Below are 22,636 nucleotides of genomic sequence, written 5' to 3'. Positions count from 1 at the left end.
GATTTCGGATTGCAGTAATGTTACCACAATCCGAAGTCTTGAAACCCGAAATCACCGACCTTATTTCTTCAGAAAATTCCGAATGGCTTTCACCGTCTGATCGATTTTGTCGTAATCGACGCGGTAGTGGATGAATTTGCCTTCACGCTCCGTGCTGACGAGGTCAGTAGTGCGCAAAACCCGCAAATGCTGAGATGTAATGGACTGCTCCAACTTCAGCGTGTTGTAGATCTTGTTCACATTAATGGCATCGTTTTGATCAATGAACTCAACGATTTGCAGGCGGAGTGGATGCGCCAACGCGCGCAGAAGCTCTGAAGCAGCTTCCAGCTTTTCAGGATTAATACCTACTTTTGTGTTTCTCATAGTAATGTTACATTAAAAATTGCAAAAGCAAATATGCATTTTTTTTTATTTCCTTACAAGAAAAAAATTCATTTTCGCCTGATATTCAGACAAAAACTCCAGGCAATGAAAGCATATTTGCAAAAAAAAGAATGTGTAAAATAAAAAAATACAACTAGTAATAATGTAAAATGGCAAAGACGCAACAAGTGCGTCTTCGCCATTATTGTTGTCCGGTGAGTTCTTCAACCAGACGGGAAATTTGCTCGATGCGATCTTTGTTCAATGAATAGTGGATGAATTTGCCACTGCGGTCCGTTTGTACAACGCCAGCACGGCGCAGGATAGCCAAATGTTGAGAAGCGACTGACTGCTCCAAACGGAGTTTGACGTAAATTTCAGTCACAGTCATAGCTTCATTTTCTTCCAGCAGATCAATGATTCTTTGGCGAAGCTTGTGGTTGATGGCACGCAGTACCAGTACCGCTTTACGCAATTCTGCGTAATCAAGTTCGATTTCGGTTAGCCCTTTTTTAAGGGTAATCACATCGTTTTTTTGCTTTCTCATTTCATGCACTTTGTTAAAAACACAATGGATTTTTGCCTCTTATAAAGCTCAACATACAAAACGTATGCCAAATTTTATTAATAATTAAAAATTATGATCCCAACTGTATTTTTTTGGGAACCGTGATGTTTGGAGGCTTTAGATAATGGGGCTCCAAATAAGCCACATCAGCAAATGCCTTTTGTTTAAACGCCTTTTCTGCCAAATCTGGCATGTAAATGGCGTTTGAATGTACCGGACTAAAATGGGCAAAGGGTGATGTGGTTACAGGGGAAAACTTGGGTGCACCGTTGCCCGCAAAAACCAGCGGAACCTCGCGTTGAAAATAGTCGTTGAAACTTTCACTGGTCAAAATCATAGCAGAAGACTTTTCAAGAACTTCTCCCGATGCTGAATACACTGCGGTGTAAACTTCCATCCTACGGGCATCAATCATGGGAACATAAAGGCTATCCGTAGAATACTTTTGTTCCTGAATGCAGCCAGCAGCGATTATACTCAAAGAGTCTATAGACAGTAATGGTAAATCCAGGCCATAGCACAAACCTTTTGCAGTACTAAGGCCACTTCTTAGGGATGTATAAGACCCTGGACCAATACTAATGGCGATTGCGTCTAAATCCACTAATTCACACTGGCTTTGTTGCATAGCGGAACTAAGCAATAAGGTCAATTGGGCACTGTGTTCAAAATTACCGGAAGAGGTAGTTTGCCCAAGGATTTTGCCATCGTTTGCCACCACAATGGAACACCGTTCTGTTGCGGTTTCCATGCAAAGAATTAACGCCATGCAAGAAAGCTTATTGTATAAACGACTACTTATCGCTTGCTTATGCTTGTGACTTTTGTCGCATGGTAAAAAGACAACAACTAAGACGTAAGAAACCTCGGGGGGTCACGCCAGTTGATAACACTATTTTTCTTTCTATGTTCATGACAAAGAAACGGGCCAATGAGGCGTACAGGCTGGATAATTTTCTGCAAGATGCAAAAATTATGATAATTTTGCCAACAATATTAAGTTTTTTTTAGATTTTAAGTTCATACTGGCATTTCGCCATTTTTTTGAACTTAGGTCTAAAACGAACTTTTAAACGATTTTCACAATCTATCAAGGTTATGTTGGACAAGCTGGAAGCCATTTATGATCGGTACCTGAATTTGGAGGAACAGATGTCGGATCCCGACATCATTATGGATATGGACCGATATAAAAAGGTGAGCAAAAATTACAAAGACCTCAAACCTATTGTAGAGGCTTACCTTGGGTACAAAAACTTGTTGAGCAATCGCGACTCGGCCAAACAAGCACTAGGTGATGAGGATCCGGAAATGCGGGAAATGGCCCAGGAGGAATTGGACCAAATTCTGCCGCAGTTGGAGGAGCTGGAAGAAAAAATCAAATACCTGCTGATCCCCAAAGATCCTGAGGACGCCCGTGACGTGATTTTTGAAATCCGTTCAGGGACAGGTGGAGACGAAGCCAGCCTTTTTGCTGGAGACCTTTACCGCATGTATACCCGCTACTTTGAGAGCAAGGGCTGGAAAGTGGATGCCATGGAAATCAATGAGGGTACGGTAGGTGGCTACAACAAACTGGTATTGGAGATACAGGGTGAAGATGTGTACGGTACGCTCAAGTTTGAGTCCGGCGCTCACCGCGTACAACGGGTTCCCAAGACTGAATCCCAAGGCCGGGTGCATACCTCTGCGGCAACTGTTGTGGTGATGCCCAAATTGGAGATGGAAGACCTGGAAATTCGCAAGGAAGACCTCAAAGTAGACACCTTTCGCTCCAGTGGTGCGGGTGGTCAGCACGTCAACAAAACGGAATCGGGGGTACGTTTTACTCACCTTCCAACCGGAGTGGTTTCAGAAAGTACTGATGGCCGTTCACAGATTCAAAACCGAGAAATTGCTTTGCAACGCTTGTACCAAAAGATCTACGATCAACGCAAGCAAGCCCACGAATCGGAGCAGGCCGCGAAACGCAAATCGCTGGTAGGGAGTGGTGACCGTTCGGACAAAATCCGTACCTACAATTTCCCGCAAAACCGTCTCACGGATCACCGCATCAACCTGACCCTGTACAACTTGGATCGAGTGATGGAAGGTGATATCGAAGGCATTATCGAGGCGCTGCAAATGTATGAAAATACTGAAAAATTGAAGGCAGGCGAAGAAATCGGCGCGTAGTAGGGGCAACCCTCGCGGTTGACCAACTTTAACCATATGGGTACCCGCAAGGGGCGCCCCAACGACCACCAAATTATGCTAGACATCGCTCAATTGCTCCTAATCTCAGGCTGGGTATTTGTATTGATCTGGATACCGATCGTCATTTATGCCAACCGAAAAATCCACCCCAAGGCCATTGTGATCATCTTTCTCACCGAGATGTGGGAACGATTTTCGTATTATGGTATGCGGGCTTTGCTTACTTTGTACATGGCCAAGGTTTTGTACGCCAATTTGGGGGAGCAACAAGCCAATACCAAGGCACTGGGTGTATATGGAGCGTATACAGCGATGGCTTATCTGTTTCCGGTAGTGGGCGGGATGATTGCCGACCGTTTTTTTGGTTTTCGGCGCTCGGTGATCATAGGTGCTGCAATGATGGCGATCGGACACATCACCCTGGGTATGCAAGGCCTTCCGGGATTTGAGAGCAGCCAGACCATTTTTTTCCTTTCCCTGGCCATCATCATTGTCGGGAATGGCTATTTTAAACCCAACATGTCGAGCTTTTTGGGCACTTTTTACGAATTGGATGATCCCCGTAAAGACAGTGCCTATTCTATTTTTTACATGGGGGTCAATACGGGTTCCTTACTCGCGATGCTTACCTGTGGGTACGTAGGTCAGCGCGTTGGCTGGCATTACGGTTTTGGATTGGCCGGGATCGGGATGACTTTGGGCTTGATCCTCTTCGCGTGGTTGGGGCCGAGGTATTTTGAAGACAAGGGTTTGCCTACTGATCCACAGGCTGGCCGAAAACCACTGTTGGTGGGTTTGTCCGTCAATTCAACCATTTTGCTGGGCACGATTCTGCTGATTCCGCTGGTAATGTTTTTACTCAATCCCAATGCCATATTGAATCGGGTATTGCTGATCGTTAGCGCCTCTATTTTAGGGTATCTGATTTGGACGGCACTGAGATTGCCAGACAAAAAAGAAGGTCAACGGCTCCTGGTAGTGGTATTCCTCTTCTTTTTTCACATGATTTTTTGGATGTTGTTTGAACAGGCCGGAGGCTCCATTGCCTTGTTTACCGACAAAAACGTCAACCGGATGGTGGCAGGAACTGAAATTCCTGCGGCCCAATTTGGTGCCCTAAATGGTTTTTTTGTGATTCTTTTGGCGCCTTTTTTCTCCTGGCTGTGGATTTGGTTGGGTAAAAAGAAATTGGAGCCCAGTACACCTTTGAAGTTTGTATTGTCCTTGCTGCAAATTGCCATTGGTTTTGGCCTGATTGTATGGGGTGCCCGTTCTTTTGCGAATGATGGCCTGGTACCTTTGATTTTCCTCGTACTCATGTATTTTTTCCATACTTCCGGCGAATTGAGCATTTCACCTGTAGGCCTTTCCATGATCAGCAAATTGTCGCCACCTCAAATGGTTGGCTTTGTGATGGGGGCCTGGTATTTGTCCATTTCGCTTGGAAATAGCCTGGCGAGTGAAATTGGTAAATTGACTGCGGTAGGGCACAGTGATGGAGCCGATTTGAGCCGAACCGAGTCCTTGATGATGTATACTGATACGTATCTCTTGTGGGGAATCTATGTGGTGGTTGGAATCACTGGGGTCTTGGCTTTATTGATTCCGCTGTTGCGGAAGTGGATGCACGGGGTGCATTAATTAAACTTTAGCCACAAACATGAGTCATCCCAAAAATTCGGGATGTCTCATGTTTGTGGCTAAATGCTAGTGCAAATCAAACCCAATATCCCGCCGATAATACTTCCCTTCAAACTTAATCACCTCCGCATTGCGGTTGGAAAACACCAGCGCTTCATCAAAATTATCGCCATAAGAAGTCAGCGCAATGACGCGGCCGCCATTGGTAACGATCTCTGAACCAGCCTCCTTGGTTCCAGCCTGGAAAACCATACTCCCTTCCACCCGATCCAAGCCCTTGATGACTTTACCTTTTTCGTAATCCCCCGGATAGCCACCGGATACCAAAATTACGGTAGCCGCTGAACGTGAGTCCATCACAATTTTCTGCTGATTTAAAGTGCCTTCGGCCGTTGCGATTAAAAGGCTGACCAAATCATTTTGCAGGCGGGGCATGACCACTTCAGTCTCGGGATCACCCATGCGGCAATTGTATTCGATCACATAAGGTTCATTGCCCACTTTGATGAGGCCAAAAAAAACAAAACCTTTATACACTATACCACGTTTGGCCAGGCCTTCAACAGTAGGGCGGATGATTTTGGATTCTACCTTTTGCATCAATACCTCGTCCACAAAAGGCACTGGAGAAACCGCACCCATCCCACCAGTATTCAGGCCCGTATCACCTTCACCAATCCGCTTGTAATCCTTAGCCTCTGGTAAAATGACATAATCCTTGCCATCAGTGAGGGCAAAAACCGAAAATTCGATTCCGGACAAAAACTGCTCAATGACCACCTTGGCACTGGCTGCGCCAAACTTTCCACTCAACATCTCCCGCAATTCCTCCTGGGCAGCTTGTAAATCATCCAGAATGACCACCCCTTTGCCCGCGGCCAAACCATCGGCTTTGAGTACAATGGGGGTAGTTTGGGTCAAAATATAATCAAGCCCTTCCTGTAAGGTTGCTGCGGTGAATTCGCGGTAAGCTGCGGTGGGTATGCCCATTTCGAGCATAAATTCTTTGGCAAAGGCCTTGCTACCTTCCAATTGGGCGCCCACCTGAGAAGGGCCAATGACGGGCAAGTTGGGAAAATGGCTTTGAAAATAATCGTAAATGCCGCGTACCAGAGGCTCCTCTGGCCCAACGACCAGCATGTCAATTCCTTCCTGCTGCACCGTGGCAGCTACTGCCGGAAAATCATTGGGATCGAGGCTGACATTGGTGCCGAGCTCAGCTGTCCCGGCATTGCCCGGTGCAATCCAAAGGGCTTTACAAAGGGGGCTTTGCCGCAATTTCCAGGCCAATGCATGTTCTCTTCCTCCACTTCCCAGCAATAGAATTTTCATGGTATCTCTGATTTTGGCCGCAAAAATAGAGAAAACCCAGAGATAAACAATGGTTTGCTTTCTTAATGCTTTTGCTTAGGCAACAGCATATTCTGTAAACTGGCGGTGATATTCAGGGAAATAGGCAAGCACAATATCCTTTTTAGATACTCCATGTTCTACCAATAGTTCGGCGATGCTATTTTCCATTTTGTCTTCTTGTACCCATATTTTTTCATCAATTATGTCAAGATGAAAGAGGAGATTGAACACTCTTTTTTCGTTTTCCCATCCAAGGGCTATAATTTGAAAATGTTGACCATTTGGATCAATTACTGATTCAAAGCGGATATTTTCATTATTTGGTTGGTTTAATTCCTCCAAATAGGCCTTCATTACTTGTTCTATTTTTGATCTAAGAAAGACTACTCTTTCCATGCTTGAATTGTTTTGTGCTGTGGATGAAATAAAATAAATTTCAAGTTCAATTCCGCTACAATATCCTTGAAAAATTGCAAATCATCAAGACGTTCATGAATGTAAAATGGCATTGCCAGATACATTGTTCGTTCGATATTTTTCTTTCGCATTACAATTGAGTAACCTTGATACTGACCAGTTGCAAGTAAGAAATCGTGGATAATGGATGGATTGGTGAAACTTTTGACCTCCACCGCAATCCTGGTTATACCTTTTTCTGCAGTGATGATTTTCTCTGCACCAAGATCAGTTTGTAGTCCACCTTCTTCTCGACTAAGCAGTGTCAAAGGATCGTCAGTTATTAACCAACCCTCTTTGATGAGGGCCTCCTTTACAGCATCGTGGTAAAAATCTCTAGCCAATGCAACTTTTTGTTTTCAAAATTAGTTAAAAAATTTTACTTGTCCAACTTTTTAATTGATTGAGGATTGCTAATGGCAAAATCCATAAAAATACTAAATTTGCCGCCGCTTTTATTGGCAGATCAACACATTACCACATCAGCACATTGTCATGATTACATACTTGAGAGGAGACATCACCCAAAGAACACCAACCTATGTTGTGGTAGATGTCAATGGAGTAGGGTATTTGGTGCACATCAGCCTGAATACGTTCAGCCAGATTGAAAAAAAAGATGAGGTAAAAATTTTAACCCATCTCCACATCAAAGAAGACAGCCATACGCTGTACGGTTTTGCGGATGAAACCGAACGTAACCTTTTTCGCCACTTGATTTCGGTGAGCGGAGTAGGCCCAAATACCGCTCAGATTGTATTGTCCTCGCTTAGCGCCGACGAATTACGTGCCGCCATCATCGGCGAACAGGAGCAGGTTTTCCGTGCCGTGAAAGGCATCGGCCCAAAAATGGCCAAACGGATTATTCTGGACTTAAAAGACAAATTGGTGAAAGATTCAGGCGATTTACCATTAACATTTCCTTCACAAAACAATACTATCCGGGAAGAGGCGTTATCTGCATTGGTAGCGTTGGGCTTCCAGAAGATTGCGGTACAAAAAGTCCTGAATCAACTCCTGAAAGACCAAGCCATCCAAAGTGTGGAGCAGCTTATCAAGCTCGCTCTCAGAGAGCTATCTGCATAAAAAAGGGTGTTTGGGTATCCGTGGTCAAGTGTTCCAAGGTTCCAGGACGAGGTTTGTGAAAATCTTTGTAATCCTGAAATTTCGAAACACTTCAACCTCAACCTAGTCACTCCTTGCCTCCCAAAGACGCACCTAAGCTATTTCCGGAAAACCGATTTTTTGGTTCCTGGGCACTAAAGCCCCAGCGTTCCATGACACTTGTTCAACTACAAGGTCTCAGAACGATGGAACTTTGGAACCCCTGAAACCGCGAACCGTTATTATCCCGTGTGCAGCAGTTTGTTATATGAATAAGACAATTTTACCATTCAGCTTGTTGTTAGGAATCGCCGTTACCCTGAGCGCGGTAGACGTAACCTATCATCCGACATTCAACTTAGGCACCCGGCTTGGCCGGAAAAGCAGCACTGCTTTGACCGACACCGTGCCGATCAAGGATCGCAAAGATAATTTCATCAATGCGCCCAAAACGAACCCCTTTGACATCAAAGACCCTAAGGCCATTGATAAAAAAGTGGAGTACGATCCTAATTCGGGTAACTACCTCATCGAAGAAAGGATTGGAGAGGATTTTTTCCGTCCACCTTCTTACATGACTTTTGATGAGTACACCAGGTACCGCCAAAAGCAGGATGAGGCGTCCTATTTCCGCGAATTGTCAACCAAGACCAGGGGCAAAAAGGACGATAAAAACCCCTTGGATCCTTTCAGCAAGATCGACATCAAAAAAGATTTGATTGATCGCTTGTTTGGAGGCAATACCATCGACATCAAGCCACAAGGTAACGTTGACCTTACTTTTGGGTACGACTACCAACGCCTGGAGAACCCCATCCTGAACCTGCGTCAACGCGACCAATTCCTGTTCGATTTTGACATGAACATTCAAATGAATGTGCAGGGGAAAATTGGGGAAAAGCTCAACCTGAACACCAACTACAATACGGGTGCAGCATTTGACTTCGACCAGGTGATCAAACTGAACTACGACAGCCAAAAATTTGGAGAGGATGATATCCTGAAAAAAATCGAAGCGGGTAACGTCAGTATGCCCTTGCGTGGAACGCTGATTCAGGGTGCCCAAAGCCTTTTCGGGATCAAAACCGAGCTCCAGTTTGGCCACTTGCGCCTGACCGGTTTGGTTTCTCAACAAAAATCGGAGCGCAAAAACATCCAGATCCAGGGCGGTAGCCAACAACAGGAATTTGATGTCAAAGCGGACGAATACGATGAAAACCGCCACTTCCTGCTTTCGCATTACAACCGCGAAGTATTCGAACCTTCGCTGGAGAACTTGCCCCAAATTCGCTCCCTGTTCAAGTTGGAGAACATTGAAGTATGGATCACCAACGACCGCAATGAGGTGGATAATGTACGCGACATCGTAGCAATGGCCGACCTGGGCGAAGGCCGTGAAGAATGGCTGGTCAACAACAACTCCGTCGACATTCGGCCCGGAGCACCTAAAGACATCACTGGGATTCCACTGCCCGACAACCGCGCCAACAACCTCTACGATCGGGTGATCGGTCAGGGTGATGCGCGTGCCATCGAAAAATCGATCAGTACCTTACAAAGCCAATTCGGTATGGTCCCAACCCGCGACTTTGAAAAGGTAACCGCGCGTAAGTTGAAACCAACCGAATATACGGTTCATCCTGAACTGGGCTTTATCTCTTTGCGCATCAACGTACTGCCAGACCAAACCGTGGGCGTGGCCTACCAATATACCTACAATGGTCGCTCCTATAAAGTGGGGGAATTGTCCAACAACTCGGAAAACATCCGCCCCGACTCATCGCTGAACGTGTTGTATGTCAAATTGCTCAAAAGCACCATTCAACGCACCGATGTAGCCACCTGGGACCTGATGATGAAAAACATCTATCCTACTGGTGCCGTACAGGTAGACCAAAAGGAATTCCGCCTGGACATTTATTATGAAGATCCAGGAAGAGGGGTAAAACGTTTTTTACCAGAAACCAACTTGCAAGGTGTGCCGCTGTTGCGCGTGTTCAACGTGGACGTTTTGAACATCCAGGGTGACCCACAACCGGACGGGGTCTTCGATTTTGTGCCGGACCTGACCATCAACACCAATACCGGACGCATCATGTTCCCGGTTTTGGAGCCATTTGGGTCTTCCCTTATCAAAAAAATCAAGGATACTCCAGCGGATATTGCCAGTAAGTACATCTATCAAGAATTGTACGATTCCACCTTGTTCCGTGCACAGGAATTCCAGGAGAAAAACCGCTACGTGATCAAGGGTACCTATAAATCGAGTGTTTCATCCGAAATCTCTCTGGGAGCCTTTAACATTCCCCAAGGTTCGGTCAAAGTGAGTGGCGGCGGCCAGGAACTCGTGGAAGGCCGTGACTACGAAATCGACTACAACCTGGGGCGTTTGCGCATCCTCAACGATGCCATCCTGGCTTCGGGTGCCCAGATCAACGTCTCTCTCGAAGACAACACCCTCTTTGGTTTCCAAAACCGGAGCATGTTGGGTTTGCGTGCCGATTACGAAATTGACAAAAACTTCAACATCGGGGCAACCATCATGAAACTCTGGGAACGCCCTTTTACCCAAAAAGTAAACATCGGAGAAGATCCCATCAACAACAATGTGTATGGGGTGGATGTCAACTTCAAAAGGGAGGCCCCCTGGTTGACGAAAGCCATTGATGCTATTCCCGGCCTTTCGACCAAAGCACCTTCCAGCATCAGCTTTACAGGGGAATTGGCCGCAATCCGTCCTGGCCACGCCAAAGCGATCAACCAAAACCGCAAGGATAAGGGTGGGGTAGTGTACGTAGACGACTTTGAAGGCGCCAACAACACCTTCGACTTGCGCCAACCCGTCATCAATTGGTACCTGGCGAGTGCACCCCAGGATCAAAACCCCGGGAACCCCGCTGCACGCCCGGAAGCGCTTTTCCGCGATGATGTGACTTATGGCTACAACCGCGCCAAACTGAGTTGGTACCGCATCGATAACTTTGGCATCCGCACCGGTCAGCAGGACAACGTCAACCCATATACCCGGGTTATCCCTCAAAACGAAGTATTCCCCAACCGCCAGTTGCAGTTGACAGAATTGCCCAATATTCAAACCTTGGATATGGTCTTTAACCCTCGGGAACGGGGACCTTACAACTTTGAACAACCCAATGGTAGTGCATTTTCCAAAGGTTTGGAATTTGTAGGAGGCGAGACTTTTTTACGCGATCCTAAGACCCGTTGGGGGGGGATGATGCGCGCCTTAACCACCAATGATTTTCAAACCGCCAACATCGAATTCCTGGAATTCTGGATGCTCAGCCCTTTCCTCAATGAAGATGGAAGTGGCAGCGCAGCGCCTGATGCCGATAAAAAACAGGGTTATCTGACATTCCAATTGGGGAACATTTCTGAGGACATTCTTAAAGACGGTTTGCGCTTTTTTGAAAATGGTCTACCAAGTAACTTCAACAAAGACCGCCGGACCAAAGAAACTTCCTGGTCAAAAGTGCCCCTCACCCAACAGGTTACCGCCGCTTTTGACAACGATACTACCTCGCGCCGTTTGCAAGACGTGGGCTTGGACGGACTAAGTGATTCGGGTGAACGGGCAAAATTTGCACCTTGGTTGAACGCCATTCGGGCGGTGAATACCAATGCCGCATCACGTTTGGAACAAGACCCTTCTGGTGACAACTTCCGCTTTTGGAATGACCCCAGCTTCCCCTCCAATGTGGACGTAGTTACCCGTTACCGCGACTTCAACAACCCGGAAGGCAACTCTGAGACCAACACCAGCCGCCAAAGTCAAAGTTCTTCCACCAACAACCCCGACGCGGAAGACCTCAACTACGACAATACGCTCAACGAAACGGAAGCTTACTTCCAATACCGGATTCCGATTTTTCACGATAAAAATGGAGAAATCAACCTCGATTCTGCCCGGTTACGTGACGGTGGAGTGAAATTGGTTACCGACCGCATCGAAAAGGATGGCCGCATCTGGTACCGTTTCCGCATGCCGCTGAGCCAGTTTGATCGGGCTGTTGGCGGGATTCGGGATTTCCGCTCCATTCGTTTTATGCGGATTCTCCTGGATGGTTTTGAAACCCAGGTCAACTTCCGCTTTGCCACCATGGAATTTGTGCGCAACCAGTGGCGGAAGTATACTCAGGACTTGTCGCCCGAGGTGAACTCGCCTTGTAGCATCGATGCTGCAACCGTCTTTGAAGTAGATGCGGTTAACATCGAAGAAAACACCGACCCCAGTGAAGCCCGCCCATTTGGTTACGTACTGCCCATTGGTATTCAACGGGAACAATCCATCGGTGGGGTCATCAATACACTTCAAAACGAGCAGTCTTTGTCGTTGACCTTGCAAGATCTGTGCGAAGGTGATGAACGGGCTGTATTCAAAAACATCGGTTTGGACATGCGGGTCTACGAACGTTTCAAAATGTTTGTACACGCCGAAGATTTCGACCAAACCATCATGCCACGGGATACATCGGGTTTGCGGATTTTTGTACGCTTGGGTAGCGACTTCAAAAACAACTATTACGAGTACGAAATGCCTTTGATTTTATCACGAGTTGACCGTTTGCCCGATACACAAACACCAAGTATTTCCAATGCCTACAAAGAAGAGGTATGGAAACTGGAGAACGAATTTGATTTCCCCTTGGCTCTGCTGCGCGAAGTCAAAGAGGAACGCAATGCTACCAGTGGTGCCAACTTGGACCAGGAATTCGTCAGACAAATATCGGTAACGCTGGAAAACGAACAAACCGTCACCCGTTGGGTCAAAGTGCGAGGTAATCCCAACCTGGGCAATGCCAAAATTGTAATGATTGGGATTCGCAACCCCCAGGGCGGAGAACCCAACCCCGTTGGCGCCGTAGTCTGGGCTAATGAAATGCGCCTCACTGGCCTCGATGAGCGGGGTGGGGTAGCAGGTATTGCCCGCATGGACATCCAAATGGCCGACCTGGGTAACGTAACTGTGGCTGGTAATTTTGGAACCATCGGATATGGTGCCATCGATCAAAAAGTACAACAGCGTAGCCGCTTTGACAATTCCGGTTTTGATATCGCGGGTAACCTCGAACTGAACAAATTTTTGCCCAAAGACTGGAACCTGCGCCTGCCTTTTTACGCTCAATACTCACGCAGCATTGAGACACCGGAGTTTGACCCATACGACCTGGACGTGATTTTGAAGGAAAAAATCCGCAAAACGGACAATGCCACCGTGCGTGACTCCATCGAACGGACTACCCGGGAAATCAGCACCGTGAAGAGTTACAACTTCACCAATGTACGTAAAGAACGGGGCGGTCAAAACCAGAGCAAACCTATGCCCTGGGACATTTCCAACGTTTCACTGAGTTATGGCTATACGGCCACCGAGCGCAGCGATCCCTTTATCGAAAGTGATGAAATCGAAAAATACAACGCAGGCATCAATTACCAGTTCAGCACCCAGGCCAAGTACATTCAACCCTTGAAAAAACTCAAGGGCAATGCACTTAAACTGATTTCTGAACTCAATTTTAACCCACTCCCCAGCTCCTTTACCTTTAGCTCTTTGATGGATCGACAGTTCCAGACCACTAAATACCGCTTTACCGATCTGGATCCCAAGTACAGTACCTTCTTTAACAAACGATTCCTGTGGGGGCGTGACTACAACTTGCAATGGGACTTCACCAAGGGCCTCAAATTCAATTTCAACGCAGCCAATGATGCCGTGGTGGATGAACCGGATGAAACAGAATTGCGCGAACGTGGCCTGCCGCTAGCCGAGCAAAACCGTTATCGCCGGGACAGTATCTGGAGCAACGTCAAAAACCTAGGACGTACCAAAAACTACCAGCACGAGTTCACACTCAACTATACCATGCCAACCAAGCTGATCCCTTACATGGAGTGGGTGGGTATCAAAGGTCAATACCGGGGCAACTACGGCTGGACCGCAGCAGCCTTGAACACTGACTCGCTCGGAAACGTAATCCAGAACGGCCAGAACATTCAAGCCAACGCCGACTTCAACTTTGACCAGCTGTACAATAAAATCTCTTTCCTGCGCAAAATTGAACAAGTATCCCGTTCTGGAGGATCTAGCCAGGAACGCCGGAGTACTCAGGGAGAAGATAAGGATAAAGAGAAAAAAGGAAGTGCAGAGCTGTCGCCAGGTTTAAAGCTGATCTTGCGGCCCTTGTTGTCCTTGCGCAAAGCCCGTTTCAACTACTCTGAGCAACACAATACGGTAGTGCCAGGATATACTCCGACCTCTCGTTTGTTGGGAATGAACCAGTTCGATTCCCCGGGCTGGGATTTTGTAGCAGGTATTCAACCACGCATCAGCAAATTGCGGGAGGATCAATACGGTACCGAAAAAGACTGGTTGGCCAAATCAGCGAACCAGGGCTGGATGTCGAGCAGTGTGTTCCAAAACCGCGAAGTAACCCAGCTATCTACTCAAAACTGGGATGCCCGTGTGACCATTGAACCCTTCCGCGACATGCGCCTCGACCTGGATATCAGTCGTAGTTATACCCAGAACCATTCGCAGTACTTTAAGGATACTTTGTTGGACAACAACACCCGCTTTGTACACGCCATTCCTCAGGATGTGGGTACTTTGACGATGTCTTACTCCGCCCTCAAAACGCTGTTCAAAGGTGACACTTCTGATCTGCGTACCCTCTTCAAAACGTTTGAAGACAATCGGGTCATCATTTCGCAACGCCTCGGCAATGGTGAGCACGTGGACACGACCCTGGCAAAACAAGGCTACACCTTTGGTTATGGGCGTACCCAGCAGGAGGTATTGATTCCGGCATTTTTGGCCGCCTATACCGGACAAGATGCAAGGGGTGTCAACCTGAACTTGTTTGAATTGCTCCCCCAGGTCAATTGGCGTTTTACCTATAATGGTTTGAGCCGTTTGCCTTTCTTTAAGGAGTATTTCCAAAGTTTCAGTTTGACGCATGGTTACAAGTCTGGGTTGACCATCAACACATTCAACACAGGGCTGGACTTCTTGCGTACCCGCGATCAGGGCTTTCTCAATGAGTTGAACAACAACTTCTACCCACGTTTGGAAGTACCCGAACTGGTGATACAGGAAGGGTTCAACCCCTTGATCGCCGTGAGTGCAGCCATGAAAAATGGCATGACCTTCAACTTCGATTACAAGTTGACCCGCAACCTGGCCATGAGTTTTGTGAGCAACCAGCTGGCAGAAACGCGCCGTAAGGAAATTGTTTTTGGTTTTGGGCACAAAATCAATGATTTCGACATTAGCTCTCTTTTTGGCGGGACCAAAAAGAAAAAACGACCTGCGCCAAAACCTGCTCCTGGTTCAACGCCAGGCAGCACCGCCATTGCACCCAGAGGGCTGGACTTACAGTTCAACTTCTCTCTCAGCGATGACGTGACCTTCAACCACCTGCTCGACCAAGGGGTACGGGAACCAACTCGTGGTAGTTACAACTTGAGCATTTCTCCCTCGGCTGAATACAAACTGAACCAGCGCCTGTCGCTGCGCTTCTTTGTAGATTATCGTCGGAGTGAACCCAAAACCTCGGCGGGTTATCCAAGAACGGATTCTTCGGGTGGAGTAGTGGTGAGATTTGCGTTGCAGTAATAGTTGAAAAAATTAAGGTTAAAAAGTTGAAATGAACTGGTCGCTGAGCGAAGCCGAAGCGCAGTTCATTTCAACTTTTTAACCTTAATTTTTCAACTACTTCCCAAATACCCCCGACGACAAATACCGATCTCCCCGATCACAAATGATACACACGATCACGGCCTCGTCCAGTTCTTCGGCCAATTTTGCGGCAGCAGCCACCGCTCCACCACTACTTACACCACCAAAAATGGCGTCTTCCTGGGCCAGTCGGCGCATCATGGTGATTGCTTCATCCTGAGATACGTCAATGATGCGGTCTACCCGTTCAGCTTCGTAAATTTCGGGTAAAAATTCTTTGGACCAGCGACGGATGCCGGGAATGTTGGAGCCATCCGTGGGTTGCACCCCTACAATTTGCACCGCTTCACTTTGCTCTTTTAGATACCGAGAAGTGCCCATGATGGTGCCAGTGGTACCCATGGAAGAAACGAAGTGGGTGACTTCGCCCGCAGTGTCGCGCCAGATTTCGGGACCAGTGCTGCGGTAATGCGCACCCCAGTTGTCAGGGTTGGCAAACTGGTTGAGCATGAGGTAGCCACCTTGAGCTACCATTTCTTCAGCCAATTCGCGGGAGTATTCGATGGTGCGCTCCGCGGGGGTCAGCAAGACCTCGGCACCGAATGCTTCCATGGTTTGTACCCGCTCGGCGGTGGAGTTGTCGGGCATGATCAGGGTAATGTCTACGTCAAACAAGCGGGCAATCATGGCCAGCGCGATACCCGTGTTGCCACTGGTTGCTTCCACCAAACGAATGCCCGGTTTGAGTTCGCCCCGATCCAGGGCGCCTTTGATCATGCCATAGGCGGCGCGGTCTTTGACACTACCCCCAGGGTTTTGACCTTCCAATTTGGCATATACCTTGATGCCTGGTTTCTGGATGACGTGGCGTATCTCTACCAAAGGCGTATTCCCGATCAAGTCTGCTACTGAAGCCATAATTAAACGTTGGTTTTTTGCTGGTGACTATCGTTGGAGCTGTAATACACGCGACTGAAGGGCGGCACACTTTTGGTGACCCATACGTTACCACCGATGATGCTACTGTGGCCAATCACGGTTTCACCACCCAAAATGGTGGCACCGGAGTAAATCACCACATTGTCTTCAATGGTAGGGTGGCGTTTGGTGGCCGCCAATTCTTTTTTAACACTCAAAGCTCCGAGGGTAACGCCTTGATAGATTTTTACATTGTTGCCAATGTTGGAAGTACCCCCAATGACGATTCCCGTACCATGGTCAATACAGAAGTTCTCTCCAATTTCCGCCGAAGGGTGAATGTCCACTCCGGTGCGACTGTGTGCATATTCGGTCAAAATTCGGGGAATGAGCGGAACCCGCATTTCGTACAACTCATGCGATAGCCGATACACCGCAATGGCATAAAAACCAGGGTAGGTACGGATGACTTCTGGAAGGTCGGTTGCAGCGGGGTCACCCTTGAGAATGGCCTCCGCGTCCTTGATCAGCAGCTCGCGAACTCTGGGCAGGCAGGACATGAATTCCCCTTCTAATTCTGGTGCCTTGGTATGCAAGGAGCCGTCGGCGGTATCCAGAATTTTATTCAACTCCAATTTGAGCATTTGGTAATGTTGCTCAAATTCACGGGGATTGGCATAACGATGATCCGAAAATTCAGGAAACAAAAGCCCCAAAATGCCGTTGAGCCAGGTTGAAATGGCCGAAGGTGAAGGCATTTGTTGGGCTTGTTGATGTGACTCGTAGAGTTTTTGAATAAACTGCTTCTCCATGGGAAGTATTTTGTCTAATTCGAAGGTACAGATAGAACAAGATAAAGCAACAGAAAGTGAAATGAGAAATTCACTTTTTTTCAAAAAATCCTTTTTAGCATAGTACATTTGACTATAAGGCAATAAAACCAAATGGAAAGTATCCTTTTTGAAAAAATCGGCCAGGTTGCCCGGGTGATCCTCAATCGGCCAACGGTGTACAACAGTTTGAACCGACCGATGGGTAAAGCCCTTCAGGACGTGTTGAAAACTTGTGCAAGCGACGATGAAATTCGGGCTGTGTACCTCAGTGGAACGGGCAAAGCCTTTTGTGCGGGGCAGGACCTCAATGAACTACAGGAACCCAACCCGCCTACTTTTGATGAATTATTGGGCGAATACTACAACCCAATCATTTTACAAATCAACAACCTTCCCAAACCTGTGGTAGCTGCAGTAAATGGAGTTGCAGCGGGCGCAGGTGCCAATTTGGCGCTGATTTGTGATCTGGTGGTAGCCACTCAATCGGCCAGTTTTATACAGGCTTTTAGCAAGATCGGGCTGGTGCCGGACAGTGGCGGTACCTTTACCTTACCACGTTTGGTGGGCAAACAGCGAGCCACTGCCATGATGATGTTGGGTGAAAAAATCACCGCTACTGAGGCGCGTAATATCGGGATGATTTACGAAGTTTATCCTGATGAAGACTTTGCAACTGCTTCCTGGGCATTGGCAGAAAAACTGGCTACTATGCCTACTTATGCCTTGGGGTTGATCAAACAAGCCATTCAGGCTTCAGATGGGCATTCACTGACTCAACAGTTGCAACTCGAAATGGATTTGCAAGGCCTGGCAGGATCAAGTGTTGATTTCGCTGAGGGGGTACAAGCTTTTTTGGAAAAACGGCAGCCACAATTCAAAGGCAAGTAGCAATAATTTTATGGCAGACCCAAAAGACCATACTAGGCCTTCGGTTCAAAAGGGCATCCCCCAACCTGCTTCGCTGAACCCAGACTGGACCCCCAAGCCCAGGCGTAAACTCAGTGAGGCGGGCGAATACATCACTGGTATTTTGGGGGGTGATCGTGTACGCTTAAGCCAGGCCATTACCTTGATTGAGAGCAAACAAGCCAAGCATCAAGCTTTGGCCCACGAGATCATCGAAGCCTGTTTGCCCCATAGCGGAAACTCCATTCGCATCGGGATTACTGGGGTGCCGGGGGTAGGCAAAAGTACTTTTATCGAAGCTTTTGGGCAAAACTTGAGCGCGAATAGCCGAAAATTAGCGGTATTGGCCATCGATCCCAGCAGCCAAATCAGCAAAGGCAGCATTCTGGGGGATAAAACCCGAATGGCCAAACTGGCCCTCGATCCCAGCGTATACATTCGCCCTTCGGCGGCTGGTGACTCCCTCGGCGGGGTGGCCCGCAAAACCCGGGAAACCCTGATTTTGTGTGAGGCAGCCGGTTTTGATACACTCATCATCGAAACGGTCGGAGTTGGACAATCCGAGGTAGCTGTACATTCTATGGTCGATTTTTTTCTTTTGTTGCTACTTCCTGGTGCTGGTGATGAACTTCAGGGCATCAAAAGAGGTATAGTAGAAATGGCAGACTTGATTGCAGTGAATAAAGCGGATGGCGACAACCAGGCAAGGGCCAAACGCGCCGCCGCGGATTACCGCAATGCACTACACCTATTTCCACCCAAAGCCAGCAATTGGACTGTTCAGGTGTTGACTTGCTCGGCATTGAGTGGAATGGGGATGGCCGAGATTTGGGGGTTGGTAGAAGAGTTCAGGCGTTTTTCTGAGGCAAATGGCTTTTTTCAACTCCAGCGCCAGTCCCAGGCCCGCTACTGGCTGCACGAGAGCATCCAGCAGGCTTTGCGGGAACAATTTTATCAGCATCCTCAAGTGGCGGCATTGCTGAACGAAAAAGAGGCAGAGGTGTTGACACAGAAACAATCGCCCTTTCATGCAGCAGAAGATTTGGTTCGATTGTTTTTAGAATCGAGAAGTTGAGCATTGATGGTGGAAACCTAAACTTTCTCAACTCCTCACTTGCTCAACTATCATAAAAAACGGTACCTTGGTCAAGCCAAAAAAGCCCCGATTCGCCGACAATTTGTAGCGATTGGGAGGAAATTTTTCGGAGACAGTTCTTTTCAGTCCAATATTGTTCCAAATTTTGAAAACTTCTAAAAAACCAATACGATGAAGAATTTAGTTAGTGCAGTTGTACTTATCCTGGTGGGGCTGATTGCGCTTATGGGTGGATGTAGCACTTACAACGGAATGGTCAATGCAGACGAAGATGTTGACAACGCATGGGGCAAAGTTCAATCTGCCTATCAGCGGCGGGCTGATCTGATTCCCAACTTGGTCAATACTGTAAAAGGAGTGGCCAATTTTGAAAAAAGCACTCTGACTGCGGTAATTGAAGCGCGTTCGAAAGCAACCAGTATCACCGTTGATCCTGCCACTGCTACTCCTGAACAACTAGCTGCTTTTCAACAAGCGCAAGGTGGTATTTCTCAGTCTTTGGGACGCCTGATGGTGATTGCAGAGCAATACCCAGAACTTAAGGCCAATCAGTCGTTTTTGGAACTGCAATCACAACTGGAAGGCACCGAAAACCGCATTAAGGTTGCACGGGACAACTACAACGATGTTTCTACGGCCTACAATAAAAAAGTCCGCCGCTTCCCGGCAAGCATAATTGCAGGTATGGCTGGGTTTAAACAAAAGGCTCAATTCCAGGCAGAGCAAGGTGCACAGGATGCTCCGGATGTAAAATTTGAATAAAAGCTGAAATGTTTAGGGTTGAAAAGTTGAAAATTAGCTGCCGCAGCGGTCTTGACCAAGAGATTGTCTAAGCTACTGCGGTAGCTTCTTTTCAACTGCTCAACTCTTTAACTTTTCAACTTCAACTTGCCATTATGACCAAATTTCTGTCCTCCGACGAAGAAAAACGCGTCATCGACTGCATCAAAGAAGCAGAAGGGGCCACAACTGGTGAAATTCGCGTACATCTACAAGGCAAAGTAAACAAAACAGCCTGGGAAGATGCATTGGGTGTATTTGACCGCCTCAAAATGGCCAATACCCAGGATCGGAATGGGGTACTGATTTTTATCGTACCTAAAGATCATCAGTTGGTCATTATTGGCGACAAAGGGATCCACGACCGGGTGATGAACCACTTTTGGGTTGGTGTGCGTGATGAAATGTTGAAGCATTTTCGCAACAAGGATTTTGCTGAAGGCCTCTGTACCGGTGTCCGCCTCATTGGTGCCAAACTCCACAAACATTTCCCGGCTCAGGATGGTGACGAAGATAATCCGAACGAACTACCAGATGATATTTCCTACGACATGTAATCTCTTTTTCTTAAACCATTTGTGATGAAAATGAAATCCCTGCTGTTGTTGTTGAGTTCACTGTGGGTTCTGAATGGGGTTTTTGCCAAAGAAATTCCCGCTCGCCCACAAACGATGGTGAACGATTACGCGGGTGTTTTGAGCCCGGCACAATCCAGCGCACTGGAGCAAAAATTGCGGGCTTATGAAAAATCAACTTCCACTCAAATTGGTATAGTCATTGACCGATCCCTGGAGGGCGAAGATGCTTTTGAATACTCCTATCGCCTGGCTCAAGCCTGGGGCATTGGCCAAAAGGACAAAGACAATGGCGTGCTGATTTATGTGGCCCAAGCCGAACGCAAAATCCGCATCGTTACCAATGTGGGGGTACAAGGTTTTCTCACCGACGCCCTCTCCAAACGCATCATCGAAAACACCATCACTCCAGCGTTTAAAAAAGGTGATTTTTATGCGGGCCTGGACGGTGCTGTAAATGACATCATCAAGGTTGCTGAGGGTGAATTCACCAATGATGCAAAAGGTAAAAATACAGGTGGTGGCGCCATCTCTTTTTTGATCTTGTTGGCCATTATTATCGGAGTTATTGTGCTGTTCTCCGTGCTTTCGCGCAGGCCCAACAATGGTGGGGGTGGCTACTATGGTGGTGGCCGCTACGACGACCGGGGCTATGGGCCAGGTGGTGGATGGATTATTTTTCCCGGCGGCGGCTTTGGCGGCGGCGGTTCTGATCGCAATAGTGATTGGGGCGGCAACGGAGGAGGCGACGACTGGGGCGGCTTTGGCGGTAGCGATGGCTTTGATGGGGGAGGGGCAGGAGGAGACTGGTAAATGGAGTTGAGAAAAGTTGAGAGAAGTTGAGAAACTTTCATTCCTTCAATATTTGTTTTCTGGTTCTGACCTAAATCGTGAAATATGCATTGGACAAAGGGACTTTTAGGTTTGTTTATTTTCATCCTCCCTTTGCCTGTGCTGGCCCAAAAATGGTTGCCTACCAAAAAAATCATCCGGCGGGAAGCTACTGCAAGTGCGGATCAGCGTCCCCGCCGCCTCAACATCATTTACCGTAATCCTGAGCATTACGTCCCAGATACGGCTCAACTCCAGCATACCCCTATCCGTTACCTGCGTCTGAATGTGCATTTTATGAACACCCATAGCCGGGCCTACAATTACCAAGGGGAGGAGGCCATCCGTTTGGCGAAAGACCTGATTTATTATGCCAATCTGGATCTCCAAAAGAACCACAAACTTTGGCAGCCTTATCAAAACAAACTTCCCGTCATTCAACCCCGGTACCAATATGAACTAACTCCTTCCGCACCAGGAGCGCCAGACCAAGGCGTTTATTTTCATTACGACGATACCCTGAGCTTTTACATCCACAAAGGCCCTTTGGCTAACTTGGACCGGATGGAAGTGATTAAGAAATACCAGATTCAGGGAGATTCAGTGCTCAACATTTTCATCATGCCCCATCATCCAGAGCATCAAGGCGGTGGAGTAGGGGTCATGCTGGGCAATGCCATCAAAATAGCCGGATTGTATGAAAGTAAACAGCCGGCCTGGGTACATCGAGGCATTCTAAACCACGAAGTAGGGCACTTTCTGGGCCTGGCCCATGCCTTTTACAACGATGGTTGCGACGACACCCCAGCCCACGGCAACCCCTGCTGGAACCAGACCCCCGATCCACCCTGTGATACCGCTGCCTCCAACAACATGATGGATTACAACGCCCTGCAAAATGCCCTTTCGCCTTGCCAAATTGGCACCATGCAGGCCCGGATGGCGGATACCAGTAGCTTCGAGCGGCGTTTTTTTATCCCTTATTGGTGCAAACCTCAGGTGAATTACGATATAAGCATTACAGATACCATTGTGTGGAAGGGTGATAAAGACTTGTATGGAAACCTCAGGATAGCTGCCGGAGCCGTATTGCGCATCCAGGCCCGGGTCTCTTTACCTGAAAATACCCGCATTACCATCGAACCAGGTGGCCGTTTGGAATTGGGGAGTGGGGCGCTTTTGCACAATGCTTGTGGGTTGAGTTGGGAGGGAATTGATGCTCCCCGCCGATTTTTAGGGACGAGAGGAAAAGTATTGGCAGAGGAAGGAGCGAGAATTCGGGGGGCGAAGATGATCAGTTTGTAATAAAAAAGAGGT

At 47.6% G+C, this 22,636-nt stretch carries 18 protein-coding genes; 10 read left to right on the top strand and 8 right to left on the bottom strand.

Annotated elements, in window-relative coordinates:
* Positions 1 to 60: 60 nt before the first annotated feature.
* From SFV55_RS02655 to tsaB, 3 genes are all read right to left on the bottom strand, one after another.
* Positions 61 to 366, bottom strand: a complete 306-nt coding sequence (locus SFV55_RS02655) for a metalloregulator ArsR/SmtB family transcription factor (protein WP_320027905.1) — start codon at positions 364 to 366, stop codon at positions 61 to 63.
* A 202-nt stretch (positions 367 to 568) separates the two neighbouring features.
* Positions 569 to 913, bottom strand: coding sequence for a metalloregulator ArsR/SmtB family transcription factor (locus SFV55_RS02650; protein ID WP_320027904.1), 345 nt, complete (start codon positions 911 to 913; stop codon positions 569 to 571).
* Positions 914 to 1,004: 91 nt separating this feature from the next.
* Complete coding sequence (gene tsaB, locus SFV55_RS02645) at positions 1,005 to 1,685, bottom strand: tRNA (adenosine(37)-N6)-threonylcarbamoyltransferase complex dimerization subunit type 1 TsaB (RefSeq protein WP_320027903.1); 681 nt, start codon at positions 1,683 to 1,685, stop codon at positions 1,005 to 1,007.
* A 347-nt stretch (positions 1,686 to 2,032) separates the two neighbouring features.
* On the opposite strand from tsaB, the gene prfA reads away from it, so the two are divergent.
* Entirely contained in the window at positions 2,033 to 3,109 is a 1,077-nt protein-coding gene (gene prfA, locus SFV55_RS02640) for a peptide chain release factor 1 (RefSeq protein WP_320027902.1), read from the top strand.
* A 36-nt stretch (positions 3,110 to 3,145) separates the two neighbouring features.
* A complete protein-coding gene (locus tag SFV55_RS02635) occupies positions 3,146 to 4,771 on the top strand; it encodes an oligopeptide:H+ symporter (protein ID WP_320027901.1) in 1,626 nt (541 codons plus the stop codon).
* 66 nt (positions 4,772 to 4,837) lie between these two features.
* Here the strand turns inward: SFV55_RS02635 and purD are convergent, their stop codons facing one another.
* The 3 genes from purD to SFV55_RS02620 form a co-directional block, all read right to left on the bottom strand.
* On the bottom strand, positions 4,838 to 6,103 hold the full coding sequence (gene purD / locus SFV55_RS02630; protein ID WP_320027900.1) for a phosphoribosylamine--glycine ligase: 1,266 nt from the start codon (positions 6,101 to 6,103) through the stop codon (positions 4,838 to 4,840).
* Positions 6,104 to 6,178: 75 nt separating this feature from the next.
* The gene (locus SFV55_RS02625) at positions 6,179 to 6,520 is read right to left on the bottom strand and encodes a XisI protein (protein ID WP_320027899.1); all 342 of its coding nucleotides are present in this window, start codon (positions 6,518 to 6,520) and stop codon (positions 6,179 to 6,181) included.
* On the bottom strand, positions 6,508 to 6,924 hold the full coding sequence (locus SFV55_RS02620; RefSeq protein WP_320027898.1) for an element excision factor XisH family protein: 417 nt from the start codon (positions 6,922 to 6,924) through the stop codon (positions 6,508 to 6,510). The genes SFV55_RS02625 and SFV55_RS02620 overlap by 13 nt, the downstream gene beginning before the upstream one ends.
* Before the next feature lie 151 nt (positions 6,925 to 7,075).
* Between SFV55_RS02620 and ruvA the strand changes: the two genes are divergently transcribed.
* Both ruvA and sprA read left to right on the top strand, forming a co-directional pair.
* Positions 7,076 to 7,666, top strand: coding sequence for a Holliday junction branch migration protein RuvA (ruvA, locus tag SFV55_RS02615; protein ID WP_320027897.1), 591 nt, complete (start codon positions 7,076 to 7,078; stop codon positions 7,664 to 7,666).
* Positions 7,667 to 7,952: 286 nt separating this feature from the next.
* Positions 7,953 to 15,317: a cell surface protein SprA gene (gene sprA / locus SFV55_RS02610; protein ID WP_320027896.1), complete on the top strand. Its 7,365-nt coding sequence runs from the start codon at positions 7,953 to 7,955 to the stop codon at positions 15,315 to 15,317.
* A gap of 96 nt (positions 15,318 to 15,413) precedes the next feature.
* Here the strand turns inward: sprA and cysM are convergent, their stop codons facing one another.
* Positions 15,414 to 16,298, bottom strand: coding sequence for a cysteine synthase CysM (gene cysM / locus SFV55_RS02605; protein ID WP_320027895.1), 885 nt, complete (start codon positions 16,296 to 16,298; stop codon positions 15,414 to 15,416).
* A gap of 2 nt (positions 16,299 to 16,300) precedes the next feature.
* The gene (gene epsC, locus SFV55_RS02600) at positions 16,301 to 17,110 is read right to left on the bottom strand and encodes a serine O-acetyltransferase EpsC (RefSeq protein ID WP_320027894.1); all 810 of its coding nucleotides are present in this window, start codon (positions 17,108 to 17,110) and stop codon (positions 16,301 to 16,303) included.
* 132 nt (positions 17,111 to 17,242) lie between these two features.
* Here epsC and SFV55_RS02595 point away from each other — a divergent pair, with 132 nt between their 5' ends.
* The 6 genes from SFV55_RS02595 (at position 17,243) to SFV55_RS02570 (ending at position 22,624) form a co-directional block, all read left to right on the top strand.
* Positions 17,243 to 18,019: an enoyl-CoA hydratase-related protein gene (locus SFV55_RS02595; protein ID WP_320027893.1), complete on the top strand. Its 777-nt coding sequence runs from the start codon at positions 17,243 to 17,245 to the stop codon at positions 18,017 to 18,019.
* Positions 18,020 to 18,029: 10 nt separating this feature from the next.
* Positions 18,030 to 19,112, top strand: coding sequence for a methylmalonyl Co-A mutase-associated GTPase MeaB (meaB, locus tag SFV55_RS02590; protein ID WP_320027892.1), 1,083 nt, complete (start codon positions 18,030 to 18,032; stop codon positions 19,110 to 19,112).
* 192 nt (positions 19,113 to 19,304) lie between these two features.
* On the top strand, positions 19,305 to 19,895 hold the full coding sequence (locus tag SFV55_RS02585) for a LemA family protein (protein WP_320027891.1): 591 nt from the start codon (positions 19,305 to 19,307) through the stop codon (positions 19,893 to 19,895).
* Positions 19,896 to 20,029: 134 nt separating this feature from the next.
* Positions 20,030 to 20,470: a TPM domain-containing protein gene (locus SFV55_RS02580; protein ID WP_320027890.1), complete on the top strand. Its 441-nt coding sequence runs from the start codon at positions 20,030 to 20,032 to the stop codon at positions 20,468 to 20,470.
* Between the two features lie 24 nt (positions 20,471 to 20,494).
* Positions 20,495 to 21,301 carry a TPM domain-containing protein gene (locus SFV55_RS02575; RefSeq protein ID WP_320027889.1) on the top strand — a complete coding sequence of 269 codons (807 nt, stop codon included), beginning with the start codon at positions 20,495 to 20,497 and terminating at the stop codon, positions 21,299 to 21,301.
* Positions 21,302 to 21,385: 84 nt separating this feature from the next.
* A complete protein-coding gene (locus tag SFV55_RS02570) occupies positions 21,386 to 22,624 on the top strand; it encodes a M43 family zinc metalloprotease (protein WP_320027888.1) in 1,239 nt (412 codons plus the stop codon).
* Positions 22,625 to 22,636: the final 12 nt, after the last annotated feature.

Source organism: Haliscomenobacter sp. (genome assembly GCF_033763495.1).
Lineage (GTDB): Bacteria > Bacteroidota > Bacteroidia > Chitinophagales > Saprospiraceae > Haliscomenobacter.
This window is presented reverse-complemented; position numbering and strand designations above follow the sequence as displayed.